This window comes from Spirosoma luteolum (assembly GCF_054778875.1).
The window spans coordinates 109,880-128,449 of sequence record NZ_BAAGZE010000005.1; the positions used below are offsets into that span (position 1 = coordinate 109,880).

Below are 18,570 nucleotides of genomic sequence, written 5' to 3' on the forward strand. Positions count from 1 at the left end.
CCATCTGAGACATACAGATGGGTCAGCGCGGTAATGACCGATCGACCGGGGAAGCTAAGTCGTGAAAACGCAACCTGACAAGTGGGTCAGCAGGCGCCGTCCGTTTAGAAATTCAGCGGCAAACAGGATACTATTGGGTAGGTACGGACCAACTGGCTGGTTGAAGCAACGAACGCTTCGTCCGGTTAAAACCGCCTGGTCGGTATAAACCGCCGACCGTACGACTGGCACATTGGGGTATCAGCCTGCAAGTTCTCCTTTTTTTCGCGCTAAACCGAAATCTTCCCGCGATCTGTACCGTCTATTTCGGTTTCCGGCTAATTATCCATCCCGGGCGGCACCCACTTGCGGTAGGGCAATTCGATTAAAAAGAGGCCCTGGCAGTGTTTCAGCCCCGATAATCATTCATCCACCCCAGCTCCGCTGGCGCATTTTTCGTTTCAATACGCACAAAAAAAACCCCGGCGTCACCACCGGGGTTTTGCAATCATACGAGGGCTGGCTTACTCAACCACCGCTTCGGGCTTGCGCACCGTAATGGTCAGCGCGTCGCCTTCGCCACTGTAGTCGGCCGCAATTACATCGCCTTCTTTAAGCTCCCCTTTCAGAATCTCTTCGGCAACGGGATCTTCCAGATAGCGCTGGATGGCGCGGCTTAGCGGGCGGGTAGCGTACGGCGGTACGCTTCACGCTGTAAACTGTCTCTTAAAGCCGGATTAGGCACGTACTGACGATAGGGTAATTTGTAGCGTGGATGAAATAAATAATCATACCAATGCCAGAACGCTAGGGGATTCATTTTGAAAGCACGGTAAAGCACTGTATCATGTCGATTTGGGAATAAACGCTTGTGTTCTTCAAAACCACGCTCAACGGCCTCATAATGACCGCCAAATCCCGGCATTTCTTCAAGGACAGTTCCACCATCTTGAGTAAAATAGATGTTGTCCATCTGGAATTTAACCAGCCATCGAAATGGTGGGCAGTTTGTTACAATAACAAGTAACAACAACCCACTTACCCATTTCACCAGTTGTCGGCGATCATTCATGTTTTTAGTTGCATTCTCGCCTTTACTTGGTGTCGTATACTGAGTGATTGAATTGAAAGTTATTCCATTTTCTCAAATCGCAAATTGACCGGGTGAATAAATCACGCTTACATCTTTTTGTTCACAGGCACAGAACAAAACAGTCAGTATCAGACAGCGTACTACCTGGGTCAGGGTAACTTTCATGCGTTTGGAATTGGTGTGATTTACACGCCAAAAGTATGTTGACATGTCGGGAATCTTCTTGACATTTATCAAGAAATACTTATCTATCGTTTTGCCCGCATTCGACTTAGCGTTTCGGGGGTTATACCAAGGTACGAAGCGATTTGTTTAAGCGACGCCCGTTGAAAAATCGTTGGGTGCTTACTCAACAGGGTGTCATAACGATTCTGTGCGGTATTCATACGTAGTTGAAATAAGCGTTCTTCACTTTGGGTGTAATACTGCTCGGTCAGTATGCGGCCTACACGGTTGAATTCTGGATATGTATTATATAGTTGCTGTAAACAAATGTAGTCGATTGACAATAGCTCTGACGGCTCCAGCACTTCAATGTATTCATAACTGGGTTGCCGTCCGAAAAAGCTTCGCACCGAAATAATGAAGTCGTTTTCCATCATAAACCATGACGTCACTTCCTTATCTTCCTTGAAGTAATAGGCCCTTGCAGAACCATTGCCGATAAACCACACTCGGTTACAAACCTGTCCTGGCTGAAGTAGATGTGCTTTTTTAGCGTACGTTCGACTCAAAACTGACGCGTAGAGCGCCTGGCGTAAATTTTCTGACACCGGCTGGATAAACGATATTGCCTGAATCAAATTTTCCATGTTATTGGCTGAAGCCTGTGTTTCTTGCATAAAATTATATTGTGTTCTCAGGCATTTGTACATTGACTCCAGAATATACTTCAATGCATTTTATGTTATATGTGCACTAAAAATCATAAACGAAAAAAGACCGAACGTTGCCGCTCGGTCTTTTTTCGTTTTACGTCTTGTTATCTTACTCAACCACGGCTTCGGGCTTGCGCACCGTGATGGTCAGCGCGTCGCCTTCGCCACTGTAGTCGGCCGCAATTACATCGCCTTCTTTGAGCTCCCCTTTCAGAATCTCTTCGGCAACGGGATCTTCCAGATAGCGCTGGATCGCGCGGCTTAGCGGACGGGCACCATACTGCGGATCGTACCCTTTGTCAGACAGGAAGTCTTTCGCCTTCTCGGTCAGCTCAACGGTGTAACCCAGGTTGGTAACCCGGCCGAGCAGTTTGCCCAGCATCAGGTCGATGATCTTATGGATGTCTTCGCGTTGCAGCGAGTTGAACACAATCACGTCGTCGAGACGGTTGAGGAACTCCGGCGAGAACGCTTTCCGCAGCGCACTCTGAATAGTGTTCTTCATCAGCTCGTCCTGCGTTTCGGCCGATTTCTTGGTAGCGAAACCAATACCGGCACCGAAATCTTTCAGGTCACGCACCCCGATGTTGGAGGTCATGATGATGATCGTGTTCCGGAAGTCGACCCGGCGACCCAGACCGTCGGTCAGGATACCATCGTCGAGCACCTGCAGCAGGATGTTGAACACATCCGGGTGGGCTTTCTCGATTTCGTCGAGCAGCACGACGCTATAGGGTTTCCGACGAATTTTCTCGGTCAGCTGACCGCCTTCTTCATAACCAACGTAGCCCGGAGGGGCGCCAACCAGCCGGCTAACGCTGAACTTCTCCATGTACTCCGACATATCGATCCGCACCAGCGCATCGTCTTTGTCGAACAGGTAGCTTGCCAGCACTTTCGCCAGCTCCGTTTTACCAACACCGGTTGGGCCGAGGAAGATAAACGAACCGATTGGCTTCTTCGGATCTTTCAGACCAACGCGGGTCCGCTGAATGGCTTTCACCAGTTTGTCGATGGCCGACTGCTGACCAATGACGCGGCCTTTCAGCTCTTCGCCCATGTTCACCAGTTTCTTGCCTTCGTCGTTCGACACGCTCGTGACAGGAATACCGGTCATCATCGCCACCACTTCGGCAACGTTTTCTTCCGATACTGTATACCGACGCTTCTTGGTGTCTTCTTCCCACGCCTGTTTGGCGCGGTCGAGCTGATCGATCAGGCGCTTCTCCTTGTCGCGGAGCTGGGCAGCCTCTTCGTATTTCTGGCTCTTGACAACCTGGTTCTTCTCCTTCTTGATGTTCTCGATCTGCTCTTCGAGCTTTAGAATATCTTCGGGAACCGTGATGTTCGAGATGTGCACGCGGGCGCCCACTTCGTCGAGTACGTCGATGGCTTTGTCCGGCAGGAACCGGTCCGAGATGTACCGCTCCGACAGCTTCACAGCAGCCTCAATAGCTTCCTGTGTGTAGTTGACGTGGTGGTGTTCTTCGTACTTGTCCTTGATGTTGTTCAGGATCTCGATGGTTTCATCGATCGACGTAGCATCGACCATCACCATCTGGAACCGGCGGGCCAGGGCACCATCTTTCTCGATGTACTGACGGTACTCATCGAGCGTGGTGGCGCCAATGCATTGAATGTCGCCACGGGCCAGGGCGGGCTTGAACATGTTGGAGGCATCGAGCGAACCCGAGGCACCGCCCGCACCCACGATCGTGTGCAGCTCATCGATGAACAGAATCACTTCGGGCGATTTTTCCAGCTCGTTCATCACGGCCTTCATGCGCTCTTCAAACTGACCCCGGTATTTGGTACCCGCCACGAGCGAAGCCAGGTCGAGCGTAACGACGCGTTTGCCAAACAGCACCCGCGACACTTTTTTCTGCACGATCCGCAGGGCCAGTCCTTCGGCAATAGCCGTTTTACCAACGCCCGGCTCACCAATCAGAATCGGGTTGTTTTTCTTCCGGCGGCTCAGAATCTGGGCCACGCGCTCAATTTCTTTTTCCCGACCAACGATGGGATCGAGTTTACCGACTTCGGCCAACTTGGTCAGGTCACGACCGAAATTATCGAGAACGGGTGTCCGCGATTTTTCCGAGCCTTTGGGATCTTTGCCTGAGCCAGCGCTACCGCCCCCGCTAAACATGCCTCGATCATTATCATCGTCGTCGGTTTCAGGGCCCATCACTGGACGGCTTCCCGACGATTGATATTCGAGCATTTCCTTGATGACTTCGTAGTTGACGTTAAACTTGTTCAAAATCTGCGTAGCAACGTGATCTTCGTCGCGCAGAATTGACAGCAACAGGTGCTCGGTTCCGATGAGCGGACTCTTGAAAATTTTAGCTTCCAGATACGTGATCTTGAGCGTTTTTTCCGACTGACGGGTCAGCGGAATATTCGCCAGATTTTTTACGTTGTTGGTGGCCGTTCCTTTCGTTGCCTGTTCGATCGTTACCCGGAGTTCGTCGAGCGAGATGCCGAGTTTCTTCAGCAGTCCCACTGCCACACCTTCGCCTTCACGGATCATACCCAGCAACAGGTGCTCTGTGCCGATATAATCGTGGCCTAAACGCAAGGCTTCTTCCCGACTTAGCGAGATAACTTCCTTAACGCGGTTTGAGAATTTTGCTTCCATTCGCTTTGCGGGTCTCCTTAGGTAAGCGTAATACTGGCTTAACGTAGAGTTTTAAGGATTTGTTCACTCTTTTGCAGGGCTCGGCCTGCGGTACCGGCGGGGTCAGCTGGCCACGGCAATGACCTTGCTTTCCTTAGACTGCTCACGCCCGTTGGGGTTACCAGCCAAATAATCTACTGCCCCCGGCCCCTGACAAAACAGAAGATCCAGTATGCTCAGATTAGGTGCAAAATCAGGACCAAAATTTTGCGGGTATGCGTTTGGCACTCCGAATACATACGTTTGCCCCCGCTGAACCGGATTCAGCAGCGACCGGGCGTCAAACTGGCCCGCCGGGGCGGCTTTTTGGTACCATTCTGTCAGACTCACCGGTGTTTTGATACCCGTCAGACCCAGACAAATTGTCAGCAGTTCCAGATTCAGGTCGAACAGAAAGGCCCAGCTTCGGTGGTAAACAGGGGCCAGCCGGGGGGCATATTCGTCGAAGAAAGGAGCCCGGCCGTAAGCCGCCGTGAGGGTCCGCCAGTGCTGCTGCTGCCACGCCTGCCCGTTGTCGATACGTAACTCCCGAATGGGCTGGTGATGTGTGCCGCGCAACACCGGCACGGTCAGTGCCTCAATCTTGTTGGCTGTCCGAACGTAGCACCGATTTCGGTAACTTTGCTTCTGGTAGTGTTCATGGGCCTCGATCCAGACACGCTGGTGTTGCCGTATGCCCGCTATATAGTCCAGACAGGGCAGGTAATGCAAGTCAATGAGCAGGGCAGCCGATGTTGACTGTAATTGGTATTTTTCCAATACGAATGACGGTATCAGCTGACAAATAAAGTAAAAATTCGATACGACCAGTCTTATTCACCCAATTTTAATTTCCGGCTGCTTTCCACCCAAATCCATGGTCTGGCGGACAACAGCAGCTGGGTTTGCCGATGTTTTTTTTTCGCTTTCTGGCCTGGCTTCCCCTGTGGGCGCTCTATGGTCTTGCCGACTTTCTGTACGTGGTTCTGTTCTACCTGGTTCGCTACCGGCGGGCCGTGGTGGAGGAGAACATTCGACTCTCCTTTCCTGAGAAAAGCCCGGCTGAACGCCAGGCTATTACCCGTGGTTTCTACCGCAACCTGACCGATCTGCTCGTCGAGACGCTGAAGCTGCCGGGCCTGTCGGCCGATGAACTGCGCCGTCGGGTCGAATTTACCGGTATGGATATGGTGCGGCAACTGATTGCCGACGGCCACGTTATCATTGCCATGACCTCGCACTCCAGCAACTGGGAGTGGATACCCTCGGCCATTGTGCTGGCGGGTGTGCCGATCGATAGTGTGTACAAAACGTTGACGAGTCCGTTTTCGGAAGAACTGGTGCGGGGCATTCGGGGCCATTTTGGAGCGGTGCCGGTACCCATGAATACGCTGCCCCGCCGGATGGTGCAGGCCAAGAACATACCCCGCCTGATTGGTATGGTGGCCGACCAGGTGCCCGACGTGCCCGAACACGCGCACTGGATGCCTTTCCTGCACCGCGATACCCCGTTTTACCCCGGTTCAGAACGCCTGGCCCGAAGCCGGAACCTGCCCGTTGTGTATGTCGACGTGGTGCGGGTCCGACGCGGGCATTACCACGTTACGTTCAGCAAGCTGGCCGAACCGCCTTACACGGAACTGCCCCACGCGGCCATTCTGGAACGCTACCGCGACCGTATCGAACAAACCATTCGCGAACACCCTTCGGACTGGCTCTGGTCGCACAAGCGCTGGAAACACTGGCGCGGCAAATACGCTAAGGTGGGGGCCAAATTTGATTGATTCCCCGCCGGAACGGCTCATGCCGCCCGGCAACATAAACGAAGGCCGGCTCCAGAACTGGGGCCGGCCTTTGCTGTATAGAACTACCGAAAGGGGGATCGCCTACAGCGAATCGCGACGGGCTTTTTCGGCCCGGGTCGAATCGCGCTTGGCCTTCAGCTTGTCGGCTTCACTCTGAATGGCATTACCCGCCTTATCGACGCCTTTATCGATGGCTTCACCCGTTTTGTCGACGCCGGTGGCCACTGCTTCAGCCGCTACTTTGGCTTTGCGCTTGGCTCCTTTGCCGGCTTCCTTAGCCGCATCACCCAGGTTCTGGCCGGCTTCTTTCATGTCTGCTTTCAGACGGGCTTTACGTTCGGCTTTAGCCGCTTTACGCTCCGCCTTGGTCATGGTCGAGTCCTGCGCGTAGGCACCGATGGTCAGGCCCATCACGAGGAGCATTGTGTTGATTACGTTGAGTTTCATAGCGTTGTTGGGGAACAACCGATCATTTTACAAACAGCCATCAGACTGTACTGATCAGGTTCATAATCTATAAACATCCGTAGTTACAGATTGTTTGTCCGGTCGGATTCTACCTAGTAAAGACACCGTTACCAGTTCGGCCGACGAACCATCGTGCCAACTGCAATGTTTTCGAAACAGGTACCCGGCCCAACGCCAATACTCTTTTGCGTACCTTTGCTGGCCTAAAACCGGCTCCTACAGGACTCTGTATGTCTGACACGCTTATTGCCCTCACCAACGATTCGCCAACGGCCCGTCCGGCGGTTCTCTACACCCCCTCGCTAACGCAATACGTTCGGCGAAAAACCACGACCGTTACCATTGGAGAGGTGCCGATGGGCTCTGATTATCCGATCCGGGTGCAGTCGATGACCACCATCGACACCATGGATACAGCCGGTTCCATCGAACAGACCATCCGAATGATCGAAGCTGGCTGTGAATACGTGCGGATCACGGCGCCCAGCGTGAAGGAAGCGCAGAATCTCGAAAATATCCGCAACGGCCTGCGCGCCCGGGGCTACACCACCCCCCTCGTGGCCGACATTCACTTCACGCCCAATGCGGCCGAACTGGCCGCCCGCATCGTGGAGAAAGTGCGGATCAACCCCGGCAACTACGCCGACCGCAAGCGCTTCGAATTCATCGACTACACCGATGCCGCCTATGCCGCCGAGCTCGAGCGAATTCGGGCCAAATTTCTGCCGTTGGTGCGTATCTGTAAGGAATACGGCACCGCCATGCGCATCGGCACCAACCACGGCTCGCTGTCGGACCGGATTCTGAGCCGCTACGGCGACACCCCGGCCGGTATGGTGGAGTCGGCGCTGGAGTTTCTGCGCATCTGCGAAGACGAGCAGTATTTCAATATTGTGCTGTCGATGAAGTCGAGCAACCCGCAGGTAATGGTACAGGCCTACCGGCTGCTGGTGCAGCGGCTCGACGAAGAGGGTCTGAAACCTTACCCCCTTCACCTGGGTGTTACAGAAGCCGGGGAGGCCGAAGACGGGCGTATCAAATCGGCGCTCGGTATCGGCACCCTGCTCGAAGATGGTATTGGCGATACTGTTCGGGTATCCCTGACCGAAGAGCCCGAGCGCGAAGCCCCCGTAGCAAAAGCCCTCATCGACCGCTACACCAACCGCGCCACGGCCAGTCAGCCTATTCCGGCTATCGAACAGTACCCCATCAACCCCTTCCAGTACACCCGCCGGGCCACGCAGGAAACCGGCCCGTTTGGCGGGCAGAACGTACCCCGCGTCATCGCCGACTTTAGCCACGTACCCGTCGATCAGACCGAGGTGCTGCAGGCGGTGGGCCATTTCTACCTGCCCCTTCCCGACAAGTGGCGAATGAATGACCTGGGGGCCGACTTTATCTACACCGGTCAGACACCGGCGGGCTTCATGCTGCCCAACGGCCTGAAGGAACTCGTCGATTACCCGGTCTGGCAGACGATAACCGACCCTATCAACGCGCATCCGCTGTTGACTGTGGCCGAGTACCTGACCGCCCGGCAGACCGGCACGGCCCTGCACAGCCGGCTGTCGATGGTTCGGGTGCAGCTCGCCGACCTGTCGGCCGATCTGCTGGCCCAGCTCCGCACCGATCCGACGGTGGTGCTGCTGGCCTCCACCCAGAATGCCCACGCCATGCCCGAGCTTCGGCGGCTGTTTGTAACGCTGATGAACGAGGGCCTGACCACCCCGGTGGTAATTCAGCGGCAGTACACCGATGTGCCCGACAGCGATGTATCGCTGTTTGCGGCTACCGATGTGGGCGGTTTGCTGATAGACGGGCTGGGCGATGGCCTCATACTCTCACCCGGTACCACCAGTACGGCCGCCGATCGGAAACGCCTGAACGAGCTGGCCTTTGGCATTCTGCAGGCCGCCCGCACCCGCATCACCAAAACCGAATACATCTCCTGCCCATCCTGCGGCCGTACGCTGTTCGACCTGCAGGAAACCACGGCTATGATTCGCCAGCGTACCGACCACCTCAAAGGCGTCAAGATCGGCATTATGGGCTGCATCGTGAACGGACCGGGCGAAATGGCCGATGCCGATTATGGCTATGTGGGCATCGGACGCGATAAGATTGCGCTCTACCGGGGGCAGGAAGTAATCAAAAAATCGGTGCCGGCCGACCGGGCTGTCGATGAACTGATCGAACTGATCCGCGAAGACAGCCGCTGGATTGAGCCCGATCTGGCCACGACGGGACAATAAGCCGGAACAATTTGCTTCAACCTTTTTTTAGTGGGGTATCGGAGGCCGCTGCCCCCACCCCATCAGCTCGGCTGTCGGTAGCATATGGCTGCTGACAGCCGCAAACATCAACCTACTGTGAACAGACTAGCCGATTACTTCAAGCTTGGACCCGTATTTCAGTACTTTCTGCGGGTATTCCGGAAGCCGGACCCGTCCAGACCAACGAGTGTCAACCTGCGCATGATGCACGGCATCAACCGCATCTCGATTCTGATGTTCCTGTTTGCACTGATTGTTTACACGGTCCGGCACTGCGTACGATGAATACCGAAGCCATTCGGCAGCATTGCATTGCCAAGCCCGGTGTAACGGAGTCGTTTCCGTTTGATGAGGCCACGCTGGTGTTTAAGGTGGGTGGAAAAATCTTTGCCCTCCTCGATACCGAAAGTCGTCCCACCACGATCAACCTGAAATGTGACCCCGAACGAGCTGTTCAGTTGCGGGAAGAACACGAAGCGGTGGCACCCGGCTATCACATGAACAAGACCCACTGGAACACCATCACGATCAGTGGCGCCCTGCGCTCCAGCGACCTCGTCGACTGGATCGACCACTCCTATGAGCTGGTGTTTCGGGCACTTCCCAAGTCGGTCCGGCAGTCGCTCGAAGGCCATTAAAATTACCGTTTCGGCTTGTTGTCGGGCCAGACCGGCCGTAAATTCGCATACTACAACCTATTCTTATTGTTGCGTCATGGAAGTTGCTCTGATTGGTGTGTTCTTCGTGCTGTACCTGATCATCCGGTATTACCTGATGGATCATGACACGCCGGCGGACAAAGACCGGTTGCGCTTTCAGAAGGGTATTCAGCTGTTGCAGGAACGGGATGTTGTGGCCGCTCACCGCTACTTCGACGAAGCGATTCGCCAGCACCCCAAGTCAGCCCTAGCCTACGCCTGCCGGGGTCGGTGCCAGTTGCTGCAGGGAAACCTGCACTCGGCTATTTATGACCTCACCCAGGCCCTGAGCCGCGACAATACGCTGGCCGACTGTTACCTCGACCGGGGTATTGCCCATTACCAGCTCGAGCAGTACACGGAAGCGTTCCGCGAGTTCGACAAAGCGGTCTGGCATTTCCGCGACGACAAGCCCGATGCCTATCGCTGGCGGGCGCTGGCCCGTATTCAGGTGCGGCAGCTGCCCCAGGCCGAAAACGACCTGCGCCGGGCCGTTGCGCTGGGCGACGAAAATTCGGTTCATCTGCTGCTGCAGCCTCCCTTCACCCGCCCGCTGTACCAGCGCAGGTAAGGGCTCAGTATCCCGATTTCGGTTTTCGGGTTGTACCAGCCACCGCCCTGCTGCCGGGACGAAAGAGCCTGACTACGGGCCGTTTCCATCCCGTTCAGATAGCTTATTGACTGTCGACACCTTACAGCAGGTCTACGCACATAAAAAAACGGGGTTAGTCCGATCTATATCCGGCTAACCCCGTTTCTGTCTGACTCTGTAAGACCGGTTATTTCAGCCGGCCCAGCTGCTGCGTGTTGCGGCTGGTGCTGAGGCCGGCACTCCGGGCCGTATCCATCGATTTCTGGGCCGCTGCGCGCGCATCGGCCACTTTACCCGCCCGGCGGTAGGCGTCGGCCAGTTCGAAGTACAGATCGGCCTGCTCGCCGGCACCGGGTTTCAGGGCAAGTCCTTTATTCACCCATTTCACCACCGTCGGTACGTCGCTGGCGTCGGGGCTGGCCCGGTTGAACAACCGGCTGATGTAGATATATTCCGGCACGGTCAGCTGATTGCTGGCCACCTGATTATCCATCCGCTCGGTGGCTTTACCCGTCTGTCGGGCCCGGAAATACGCATTTACCTCGGGCAGCAGCGTCCGGTTGGCCGCCACCTTGGGGTCGATACCGATTTTGACCAGATCCTGCCGAATCTGCAGAATCTTGGCAATCGGATACTGTGCCCCGCGCCCGCTGAACAGCGACGACATCAGAATATTTTCGGCCACGTCGCGCGCCCGTACATTTTCGTTGTCGAACTGCCGATACTTGTCGAGGTGGTTAACCATGTACTGCGCCATCGGATTCTCAAAGTCGAGTACGAGCTTCTGCAGCGCCAGGAAGTTCGTCTGGTTCGCATAAGTGGCCGGCGACTGCTGTTTGGCATAATCGCTCATGGCGGCAATGCCCGCCAGGGTATCTTTCGTCACCCGGCTCAGCATGGCGTAGTCGATCAGGAAGTTATTGGCCCGTTCGCCCTGCTGGTACCGCGATTTCATGGTCTGGCTGCGGGTCTGGGGGTTCAGTGCCAGCGTTCCCTGCCGGATCACCTCATCGACCGAGTTGTTGCTCATGGCGAAGTGAATCAGGTTCTGCTGCGGATCGAAGTATAGAAACAACGGCAGTGAGGGCACAAACAGCCGGCGGCTGTCGAGAAATTTGCGCGTCGACGGCAGGGCAATGTCGAGTTTGGTGCTCAGGTACTTGTCGTTGTAGAAACGACCCACGCGGCTGTCGGCCAGGGTGGGCATGAAGCTTTGGCAGACATGACAGGTGGGCGAATAAATCTCGACAAACACCGGCTTGTTCGTGCGTCGGGCTTCGGCGAAGAGCGCGTCGACCGAACCGGCCCGAAACTGGATACCGCCTGATTTAGACGCTGTTTTCTGCCCAAAGGCCAGTTGGGTTAGCAGCAGCAACAAGGCAATTTTTCTCATGGAAAGGGCTTTGCGTTAAAAAAGAAGTCGTTGGTGAATCAGCCTACGGCAAAAACCGTACTGCCCTCACCAACGACCCATGGCGTACACTTATTTTTTATTCAGTTGCTTGATCTCTTCGTCGAGCCGCTTGCTCAACACCCGGCAGGTGTTCTCAATGTCGGTGGCCATCTGTTTATCGTTGGTGGCGTTGACGGCTGTGTCGGCCAGCCCGCTCATGATCTCGATCAGGAACCGCTTCATGTCGATCACCTCCATGTCTTTGGTCCAGAGGTCGATTTTCAGCGTACCCGTCTTGTAGTGATCCCACAGCGAAATGGCAATGGCCCGGGTATCGCTCAGCCCCTCGTTCGGGTTATCGGTAGCATCCCAATAAATTTTATCAGGAATATTCTGGTTGTCGAGTTCGACGGTGAAATGAATATCAGACTTTTTCATACCCACAAATTTACAAAGCGCCCCCGGAAACCGGCACGGAAGTTTTTGATCCTGCCGGTTTCCTGCCTATTTCGCAACCGGATTCACCAACGTTTTTGTCTGTTTATGTACACGCTGTACGCCATTCCCAACTGCGACACGGTCAAAAAAGCCCGCACCTGGCTCGCCCAGCACGGTATCGACTATACCTTCTACGACTATAAAAAACAGGGCATCGACCGGCTCACGCTGGAGCGGTGGCTGACCCAGCAACCGTGGGACAAACTGGTAAACCGCGCCGGGCAGACCTGGAAGAAGCTCCCCGAAGCCGAGCGCCCCACCGATGCTGAGGGAGCCATTGCGCTGATGCTGGCAAAGCCCTCGGTGATTCGACGGCCCCTGATCGAACAAAACGGGTCGATTGTGGCGTTGGGCTATTCAGACGATCTGTATGCCGGCACCTTTGCCCGCTAACCGATTGCTCGTTTCAACCCCTATGGCAATGACCCGGATAGCGCTCGATTCGCCGGCAGCGATCCGTTTGCTGGTCGACTCGTTTTACGAGAAAGTACAGGAAGACCCCCTGCTGGGGCCCATTTTTACCGATGTGGCTCAGGTCGACTGGTCGCATCACCTGCCCAAAATGTACGCATTCTGGGAAAACATTATTCTGGGCAACAACGCCTACCAGGGGCACCCGTTTCGGCCCCACCTGCTCATCAATCAGCAGCACACGCTCACGATCGATCATTTCGAGCGCTGGCTCCAGCTCTTTACGCTGACACTGGCCGAACGTTTCGAAGGGCAAACCGCCGAGGATGTTCGGATGCGCGCAACCCAGATCGCCCTCGTCTGGAACAACAAGCTGACGTATCTGAACAGTTAAGTGGTTCGTAGTTTGTGCCGGGCCGCCGGGCGGTTCCTTTGGCGATGGTGAACGACAAACCGCCTAACGACCCGGCACGAACCGCAAACCATGAACCCAGGCTTACTTCCCGCCCCCGAAAACGCGCTTGAGCAGGTCAGTGACCCGGGCGGCCGGGTTTTCGCGAATCTTCTGCTCTTCCTGCGCCACCAGCACGAACAGGCCATCGACAGCTTTATTGGTCGCGTATTCGGTCAGATTGGGGTTTACCTTCTGCACAAACGGCAGCTTGTTATAGCGCGTAACGAGATCGCCGTAGTAACGGGTAGCGTTGTTTGTCTTCAGGGTGCTGTCGATGATGGGCGTAAATTCCGTGACGAGCTGTTGCCCCGATGTCCGGCGGAGGTACTGGGTAGCCGCATCGTTGGAACCCCGCAGAATACCGACGGCATCCTGAATAGTCATGGAGGTGATGGCTTTAAAAAAAACGGGTTTCGCTTTCTTCGACGCATCTTCGGCCGCCCGGTTAAGCGACAGTTCAAACTTATCGACCTGAGCGCCCAGCCCAATCTGCCGCAGGGTCGACGCTACTTTCTGAGCCTCGGGCGGAAACGCAATTTTGATTAATGAGTTCTTAAAAAATCCGTCCGTCAGCGAGGCTTTGTCGGCGCCGTTGCTGATCCCGATCCGCAGCGCTTCTTTTAGCCCGGCGGCAATATCGCCACTGGTCAGCGCACTTCCCCCGGCGCCGGTAGCTGCGCCCAGCACCTGCTCCAGAAACTTCCCAACTTTGTTTTGTTTTGGCGGTTGTGTCTGCGCCGAGTCGGTGGTTTGGGCCAGGGCCGGCTGCATCAGAAATGGGGCGACACACATCGCCAGTATAAGCTTACGTTTCATGCCATTGCGTTTAATTCCGTACTTTTGACCACGCTCAGGGCCGAATGTAAAAAGGCGTAGCGCGTTTTTTTCGCAGGCTGCGGAACAAGCTGCAGTACCCACACTAAACGGTACGCTCCTTACAGGACCCGCGTTTCATTCTTATGACCAACACCATACGGGCCGAAGTGGTTACGATCGGCGACGAAATACTGTTCGGACAAATCACCGATACCAATACCCAGTGGATTAGCACCGAGCTGACCAATATCGGCATTCGCACCGTCCGCAAATCCTCCGTGGGCGATCAGGCCGATGCCATTCTGGACATCCTGCACGAAGCCCATCAGCGGGCCGATGTCATTATCATCACGGGCGGACTGGGCCCCACCAAAGATGATATCACCAAGAAAACCCTCTGCACCTACTTTGGCGTGGGCATGGTCCGCAACGAAACGGCCCTGGCCCTGGTGACGGGTTTCTTCGAGAAGCGGGGTCGCGAAATGACCGACCTCAATCGCGGCCAGGCCGATTTGCCCGCCAATGCCGTGTATATGCAGAACGACTGGGGCACCGCGCCGGGCATGTGGTTTGAGCACGAAGGTCGGGTCTACGTGTCGCTGCCGGGCGTACCGTTCGAGATGAAGCACCTGATGACCAATCGGATTCTGCCCAAGCTGGCGGGTCATTTCCAGACGCCCATTATCCGGCATAAAATGATCCGGACGATTGGCATCGGCGAGTCGTTTCTGGCCGAGCGTATCGAAGCCTGGGAAGATGCCTTGCCGGCTCACATCAAGCTGGCCTACCTCCCCCACTTCGGGCAGGTTCGGCTCCGGCTGACGGCCACCGGCACCGACAACGAACTGCTGGGCCGCCAACTCGACGAGCAGGTACAGGCCGTGCTGCCACTGATCCAGCACCATGTGTTTGGTTTCGACGACGATGAACTCGAAACGGTGATTGGGAAGCTGCTGCTGGATCGGGGGCTGACGCTGAGCGCTGCCGAAAGCTGCACGGGGGGCTACGTATCGGCCCAGCTCACCAAAGTACCCGGCGCATCGGCTTATTTCCAGGGCAGTGTAGTCAGCTACAGCAATGCGCTCAAAACCGATTTGCTGGGTGTATCGCCCGACACGCTGGCCACCCACGGAGCCGTCAGCGAAGAAACCATCCGGCAGATGGCCGAGGGGGTTCGGCAGCGGCTCAAAACCGATGTAGGCATTGCCACGAGCGGCATTGCCGGCCCCGGCGGTGGTACACCCGACAAACCCGTCGGTACGGTCTGGATCGCCGTGGCAACGGCCAACCAAACCAAAACCCGGCGGCTTACCCTGGGGCAATACCGCGACCAGAACATCCAGCTTACGACAACCTACGTACTGAACCTGCTCCGCGAGCAGTTGCTGGCCGACGCCTGAATTCTAATGCACTTCATGAACAAATCCTGATAAACCTTCACCACCGAATTCATCATGCTTACCGACATGGTTATGCCCAAAATGGGCGAAAGTATCATGGAATGCACGGTTATCTCGTGGCTCAAACAGCCCGGCGACCGAATCGATATCGACGAGTCGGTACTGGAAGTAGCGACTGACAAGGTCGATACCGAAGTGCCCTCGCTCTATAACGGCATCCTGCGCGAACGCCTGGTCAACGATGGCGACGTTGTGGCCGTGGGCGCCCCCATTGCCCGCATCGAAGTCGATACACCCGCCGATGGCAGTACCGCCCCCGCGGGAGAGCTAACCCCGGCCGCGCAAACGCCGGTGGGTATTGGCGACGTTGCCAACGTGCCGGCCGAACCCGAACAGACCGAGATACTGGAATCGGCGCGGGAACTGGAAACGAGTATTGCCGCCATGAGCACCCGATCGGCTACCCCCCTGCCCGACAAAGCGGTGGCCGTATCGCCCACGGCCCTGGCCGGCGATAAACCCGTTTTTGCCGACCGGTTCTACTCGCCCCTGGTGTTGAACATTGCCCGGGAAGAAAACGTATCGCGCGATGAACTCGACCGCATTCCGGGGTCGGGCGCTGAAAACCGGGTAACCAAGAAAGATATTCTGGCCTACGTCCTCGAACGTGCCGAAGGACCCCAATCGGCTGCTCCCGCAGCCGTATCGGCCCCCGCCCAGCCGACGGCTCCCAAAGCAGCACCGGCAGCACCCAGCTCCGCACCGGCAGCCGTTATGCCAGTTACGGGCTCGCTCAACGGCGAGTCGGATCTGGTGCAGATGGACCGGATGCGCAAGATGATTGCGCAGCGCATGGTCGAATCGAAGCAGACCTCGCCCCACGTCAGTTCGTTTGTGGAGGCCGATATGACCCCGGTGGTCGAGTGGCGAACCCGCGTCAAAGACTTGTTTAAGAAACAGACCGGCGAAAACCTGACCTACACGCCCATTCTGATCGAAGCGGTGGCCAAGGCCATCCGCGACTTCCCGATGATCAACGTATCGGTAGAAGGCGACAGCATCCGGGTCCGGAAGTCGATCAACATCGGTATGGCCGTAGCGCTGCCCTCAGGCAACCTGATCGTACCGGTCATTCACAATGCCGATCAGTACAACCTGGTAGGCCTGACCAAAAAAGTCAACGACCTGACCAAACGGGCGCGCGAGAACAAGCTGACGGCCGACGATCTGGCCGGTGGCACCTACACCATCTCGAACATCGGCACGTTTGGTAACCTCATGGGCACGCCCATCATCATGCAGCCGCAGGTGGCCATTATGGCGTTTGGCGCCATCGTGAAGAAACCCGCCGTGATCGAAACCCCCCAGGGCGACTTTATCGGCATCCGGCAGCTGATGTTCCTCTCCCACTCCTACGATCACCGCGTGGTCGATGGATCGCTGGGGGGTCAGTTTGTCCGGCGCGTGGCCGATTACCTGGAGAAGTTCGACGGCTCAACCACCCTCTAATTCGCTTTTTTACAACCTGAAACCGCAGTACCTGCATGAAACAACGCATTGCCATCGACATGGACGATGTCATGGCCGACACCCACGCCAAGTTTATCCGGCTTTACCTGGAGGGCGAAACGCCCCGCTATACGCTGGACGAGCTGAAGGAGAAGTCGTTTCATGAACTCTTCGATGAGCACGAATACAAGGCCATTTCGGATCGCGTTTACGAGCCGGGCTTTTTCCGCGACATCCCCGTGATGGAAGGCGCCCAGGAGGTCATTGCCAGCCTGATGGATCGTTACGAGGTGTTTGTAGCCACAGCCGCGCAGGAATTCCCGAACTCGCTCCGCGAAAAGTGGGACTGGCTGCAGGAGCATTTTCCGGCCATCACCTGGCACCACTACGTGTTTCTGGGCGACAAAAGCGTGCTGAATACCGATTTTCTGATCGACGATCTGCCCCGCAACCTGCGCACCTTTCAGGGCGAGGGGCTACTGTTCGACGCGCTGCACAACCGCCACGACACCGAGTTCCGGCGGGTTCGCTCGTGGGACGACGTAGCCCGCGCGCTACTGTAGCCACGGGTCTTATTATGAACCGAGGGGGGGCTGATTGGTGTCGACGATGATACCATTTAGCCCCCCCTCGTTTTGGCAGGCCATAGTAAGCATCGCACCCTGAGATCAGTACCGATACATAAACTGATCGGGGCGGGGGCGCTACGTGGTCTTACTATTGCCTTATTCAATCGTCCGGACACAAAAAAAGTGGTGCCTGCCGAAGCAAACACCACCTTCTAATTGGGAGAATCAGTCTGTCGACTAGGCCTCAACTTCTTTGTCGACCAGCCGGTCGTGACCCACTTCCAACTGTGCTTTTTTGGCTTCTGCCGAGGGCCGCAACCGCACGATATGCAGCTTGTGGAGCAGGGTAATAACGGGATAGGTCGGGTCGAATTCAAACCACTTGGCACCGAAGTTGGCCGAGTTAGGCCGCTTGTGGTGGTTGTTCTGGAACAGCTCGCCCATCATAACCACATCCAGAATAAGCGAGTTTTTCGACTGATCCTGGTTATCAAAGTTGGCATAGCCGTATTTGTGGCCACTCCAGTTGACGATAGCACCGTGTACGGGTCCCATCACGAAGTGTACGGGCAGTAGGAAGAAGAACGCCCAGTGCATATCGAGGTACAGGAACGCGAAGATGTAAAACACGCTGTAGAGAATGGCCCAACCCGCGCGCGAAATCCAGGAGTCGCCTACTTTCTCGATAAAATTCCACTCGGGATAGTTGCGATCGAACTGCCGCTCAACGGTTTGTTTGCGGTGCAAAACGGCGTTATAAATATCTTTCGTCTTCCACATCATCGTAAATACGTTTTTGGTGTGGTGGGGCGAGTGAGGATCTTTAGGCGTATCGCTGAAGGCGTGGTGCATCCGGTGCAGCACAGCGTAGGCGCGTGGACTCAGGTACGACGACCCCTGCGAGATATAGGTCAGGGCGTAGAAAAAGCGCTCCCAGAATTTGTTCATCGAGAACATTTTATGCGCCGAATAGCGGTGCAGGAAAAACGTTTGGCAGAACAGAGACAGGTACCAGTGGCCCAGAAAGGCGATAATGACAACGATCACAGTAACGGTTGGTTATAAGTAATGACAG

At 55.8% G+C, this 18,570-nt stretch carries 19 protein-coding genes and 1 pseudogene; 10 read left to right on the plus strand and 10 right to left on the minus strand.

Annotated features, from left to right (window positions below; genetic code table 11):
- Nucleotides 1-503 precede the first annotated feature (503 nt).
- The 5 genes and pseudogenes from ACYVAC_RS08135 to ACYVAC_RS08155 all read right to left on the minus strand — a co-directional run.
- Nucleotides 504-680: pseudogene (locus tag ACYVAC_RS08135) on the minus strand (hypothetical protein); the annotation flags it as partial.
- A complete protein-coding gene (locus tag ACYVAC_RS08140) occupies nucleotides 656-1,051 on the minus strand; it encodes a hypothetical protein (RefSeq protein WP_461097116.1) in 396 nt (131 codons plus the stop codon). The gene ACYVAC_RS08140 and the pseudogene ACYVAC_RS08135, both read right to left, overlap by 25 nt.
- A 269-nt stretch (nucleotides 1,052-1,320) precedes the next feature.
- Nucleotides 1,321-1,914 carry a Crp/Fnr family transcriptional regulator gene (locus ACYVAC_RS08145; protein WP_461097117.1) on the minus strand — a complete coding sequence of 198 codons (594 nt, stop codon included), beginning with the start codon at nucleotides 1,912-1,914 and terminating at the stop codon, nucleotides 1,321-1,323.
- A gap of 145 nt (nucleotides 1,915-2,059) precedes the next feature.
- On the minus strand, nucleotides 2,060-4,591 hold the full coding sequence (locus ACYVAC_RS08150) for an ATP-dependent Clp protease ATP-binding subunit (protein WP_461097118.1): 2,532 nt from the start codon (nucleotides 4,589-4,591) through the stop codon (nucleotides 2,060-2,062).
- A 102-nt stretch (nucleotides 4,592-4,693) separates the two neighbouring features.
- The gene (locus tag ACYVAC_RS08155; RefSeq protein WP_461097119.1) at nucleotides 4,694-5,341 is read right to left on the minus strand and encodes a WbqC family protein; all 648 of its coding nucleotides are present in this window, start codon (nucleotides 5,339-5,341) and stop codon (nucleotides 4,694-4,696) included.
- A gap of 179 nt (nucleotides 5,342-5,520) precedes the next feature.
- On the opposite strand from ACYVAC_RS08155, the gene ACYVAC_RS08160 reads away from it, so the two are divergent.
- The gene (locus tag ACYVAC_RS08160) at nucleotides 5,521-6,393 is read left to right on the plus strand and encodes a lysophospholipid acyltransferase family protein (RefSeq protein ID WP_461097120.1); all 873 of its coding nucleotides are present in this window, start codon (nucleotides 5,521-5,523) and stop codon (nucleotides 6,391-6,393) included.
- Between the two features lie 102 nt (nucleotides 6,394-6,495).
- On the opposite strand, the gene ACYVAC_RS08165 is transcribed toward ACYVAC_RS08160, so the two are convergent.
- Complete coding sequence (locus ACYVAC_RS08165) at nucleotides 6,496-6,861, minus strand: hypothetical protein (RefSeq protein WP_461097121.1); 366 nt, start codon at nucleotides 6,859-6,861, stop codon at nucleotides 6,496-6,498.
- A 251-nt stretch (nucleotides 6,862-7,112) separates the two neighbouring features.
- Here ACYVAC_RS08165 and ispG point away from each other — a divergent pair, with 251 nt between their 5' ends.
- The 4 genes from ispG (at nucleotide 7,113) to ACYVAC_RS08185 (ending at nucleotide 10,424) form a co-directional block, all read left to right on the plus strand.
- Nucleotides 7,113-9,134 (plus strand): (E)-4-hydroxy-3-methylbut-2-enyl-diphosphate synthase, encoded by a 2,022-nt coding sequence (ispG, locus tag ACYVAC_RS08170; protein ID WP_461097122.1) that lies wholly within the window; start codon nucleotides 7,113-7,115, stop codon nucleotides 9,132-9,134.
- A 117-nt stretch (nucleotides 9,135-9,251) separates the two neighbouring features.
- A complete protein-coding gene (locus ACYVAC_RS08175) occupies nucleotides 9,252-9,440 on the plus strand; it encodes a DUF6728 family protein (protein WP_461097123.1) in 189 nt (62 codons plus the stop codon).
- Nucleotides 9,437-9,793: an MmcQ/YjbR family DNA-binding protein gene (locus tag ACYVAC_RS08180; protein ID WP_461097124.1), complete on the plus strand. Its 357-nt coding sequence runs from the start codon at nucleotides 9,437-9,439 to the stop codon at nucleotides 9,791-9,793. The genes ACYVAC_RS08175 and ACYVAC_RS08180 overlap by 4 nt, the downstream gene beginning before the upstream one ends.
- A gap of 76 nt (nucleotides 9,794-9,869) precedes the next feature.
- The gene (locus ACYVAC_RS08185; RefSeq protein WP_461097125.1) at nucleotides 9,870-10,424 is read left to right on the plus strand and encodes a tetratricopeptide repeat protein; all 555 of its coding nucleotides are present in this window, start codon (nucleotides 9,870-9,872) and stop codon (nucleotides 10,422-10,424) included.
- 208 nt (nucleotides 10,425-10,632) lie between these two features.
- Here ACYVAC_RS08185 and ACYVAC_RS08190 read toward each other — a convergent pair whose 3' ends face one another.
- Complete coding sequence (locus ACYVAC_RS08190) at nucleotides 10,633-11,838, minus strand: thioredoxin family protein (protein WP_461097126.1); 1,206 nt, start codon at nucleotides 11,836-11,838, stop codon at nucleotides 10,633-10,635.
- A 90-nt stretch (nucleotides 11,839-11,928) separates the two neighbouring features.
- Nucleotides 11,929-12,276 (minus strand): gliding motility protein GldC, encoded by a 348-nt coding sequence (gene gldC, locus ACYVAC_RS08195; protein ID WP_461097127.1) that lies wholly within the window; start codon nucleotides 12,274-12,276, stop codon nucleotides 11,929-11,931.
- Nucleotides 12,277-12,381: 105 nt separating this feature from the next.
- On the opposite strand from gldC, the gene ACYVAC_RS08200 reads away from it, so the two are divergent.
- Nucleotides 12,382-12,729 carry an arsenate reductase gene (locus ACYVAC_RS08200; RefSeq protein ID WP_461097128.1) on the plus strand — a complete coding sequence of 116 codons (348 nt, stop codon included), beginning with the start codon at nucleotides 12,382-12,384 and terminating at the stop codon, nucleotides 12,727-12,729.
- A gap of 22 nt (nucleotides 12,730-12,751) precedes the next feature.
- On the plus strand, nucleotides 12,752-13,141 hold the full coding sequence (locus ACYVAC_RS08205) for a group III truncated hemoglobin (RefSeq protein WP_461097129.1): 390 nt from the start codon (nucleotides 12,752-12,754) through the stop codon (nucleotides 13,139-13,141).
- 102 nt (nucleotides 13,142-13,243) lie between these two features.
- On the opposite strand, the gene ACYVAC_RS08210 is transcribed toward ACYVAC_RS08205, so the two are convergent.
- Complete coding sequence (locus tag ACYVAC_RS08210) at nucleotides 13,244-14,017, minus strand: DUF4197 domain-containing protein (RefSeq protein ID WP_461097130.1); 774 nt, start codon at nucleotides 14,015-14,017, stop codon at nucleotides 13,244-13,246.
- Nucleotides 14,018-14,160: 143 nt separating this feature from the next.
- Between ACYVAC_RS08210 and ACYVAC_RS08215 the strand changes: the two genes are divergently transcribed.
- The 3 genes from ACYVAC_RS08215 to ACYVAC_RS08225 are packed head-to-tail and all read left to right on the plus strand — an operon-like array spanning nucleotide 14,161 to nucleotide 17,489.
- Entirely contained in the window at nucleotides 14,161-15,417 is a 1,257-nt protein-coding gene (locus tag ACYVAC_RS08215; protein ID WP_461097131.1) for a competence/damage-inducible protein A, read from the plus strand.
- Between the two features lie 54 nt (nucleotides 15,418-15,471).
- The gene (locus ACYVAC_RS08220) at nucleotides 15,472-16,926 is read left to right on the plus strand and encodes a dihydrolipoamide acetyltransferase family protein (protein WP_461097132.1); all 1,455 of its coding nucleotides are present in this window, start codon (nucleotides 15,472-15,474) and stop codon (nucleotides 16,924-16,926) included.
- Nucleotides 16,927-16,961: 35 nt separating this feature from the next.
- Complete coding sequence (locus tag ACYVAC_RS08225; protein ID WP_461097133.1) at nucleotides 16,962-17,489, plus strand: 5' nucleotidase, NT5C type; 528 nt, start codon at nucleotides 16,962-16,964, stop codon at nucleotides 17,487-17,489.
- 243 nt (nucleotides 17,490-17,732) lie between these two features.
- Here the strand turns inward: ACYVAC_RS08225 and ACYVAC_RS08230 are convergent, their stop codons facing one another.
- On the minus strand, nucleotides 17,733-18,539 hold the full coding sequence (locus ACYVAC_RS08230; RefSeq protein ID WP_461097599.1) for an acyl-CoA desaturase: 807 nt from the start codon (nucleotides 18,537-18,539) through the stop codon (nucleotides 17,733-17,735).
- Nucleotides 18,540-18,570: the final 31 nt, after the last annotated feature.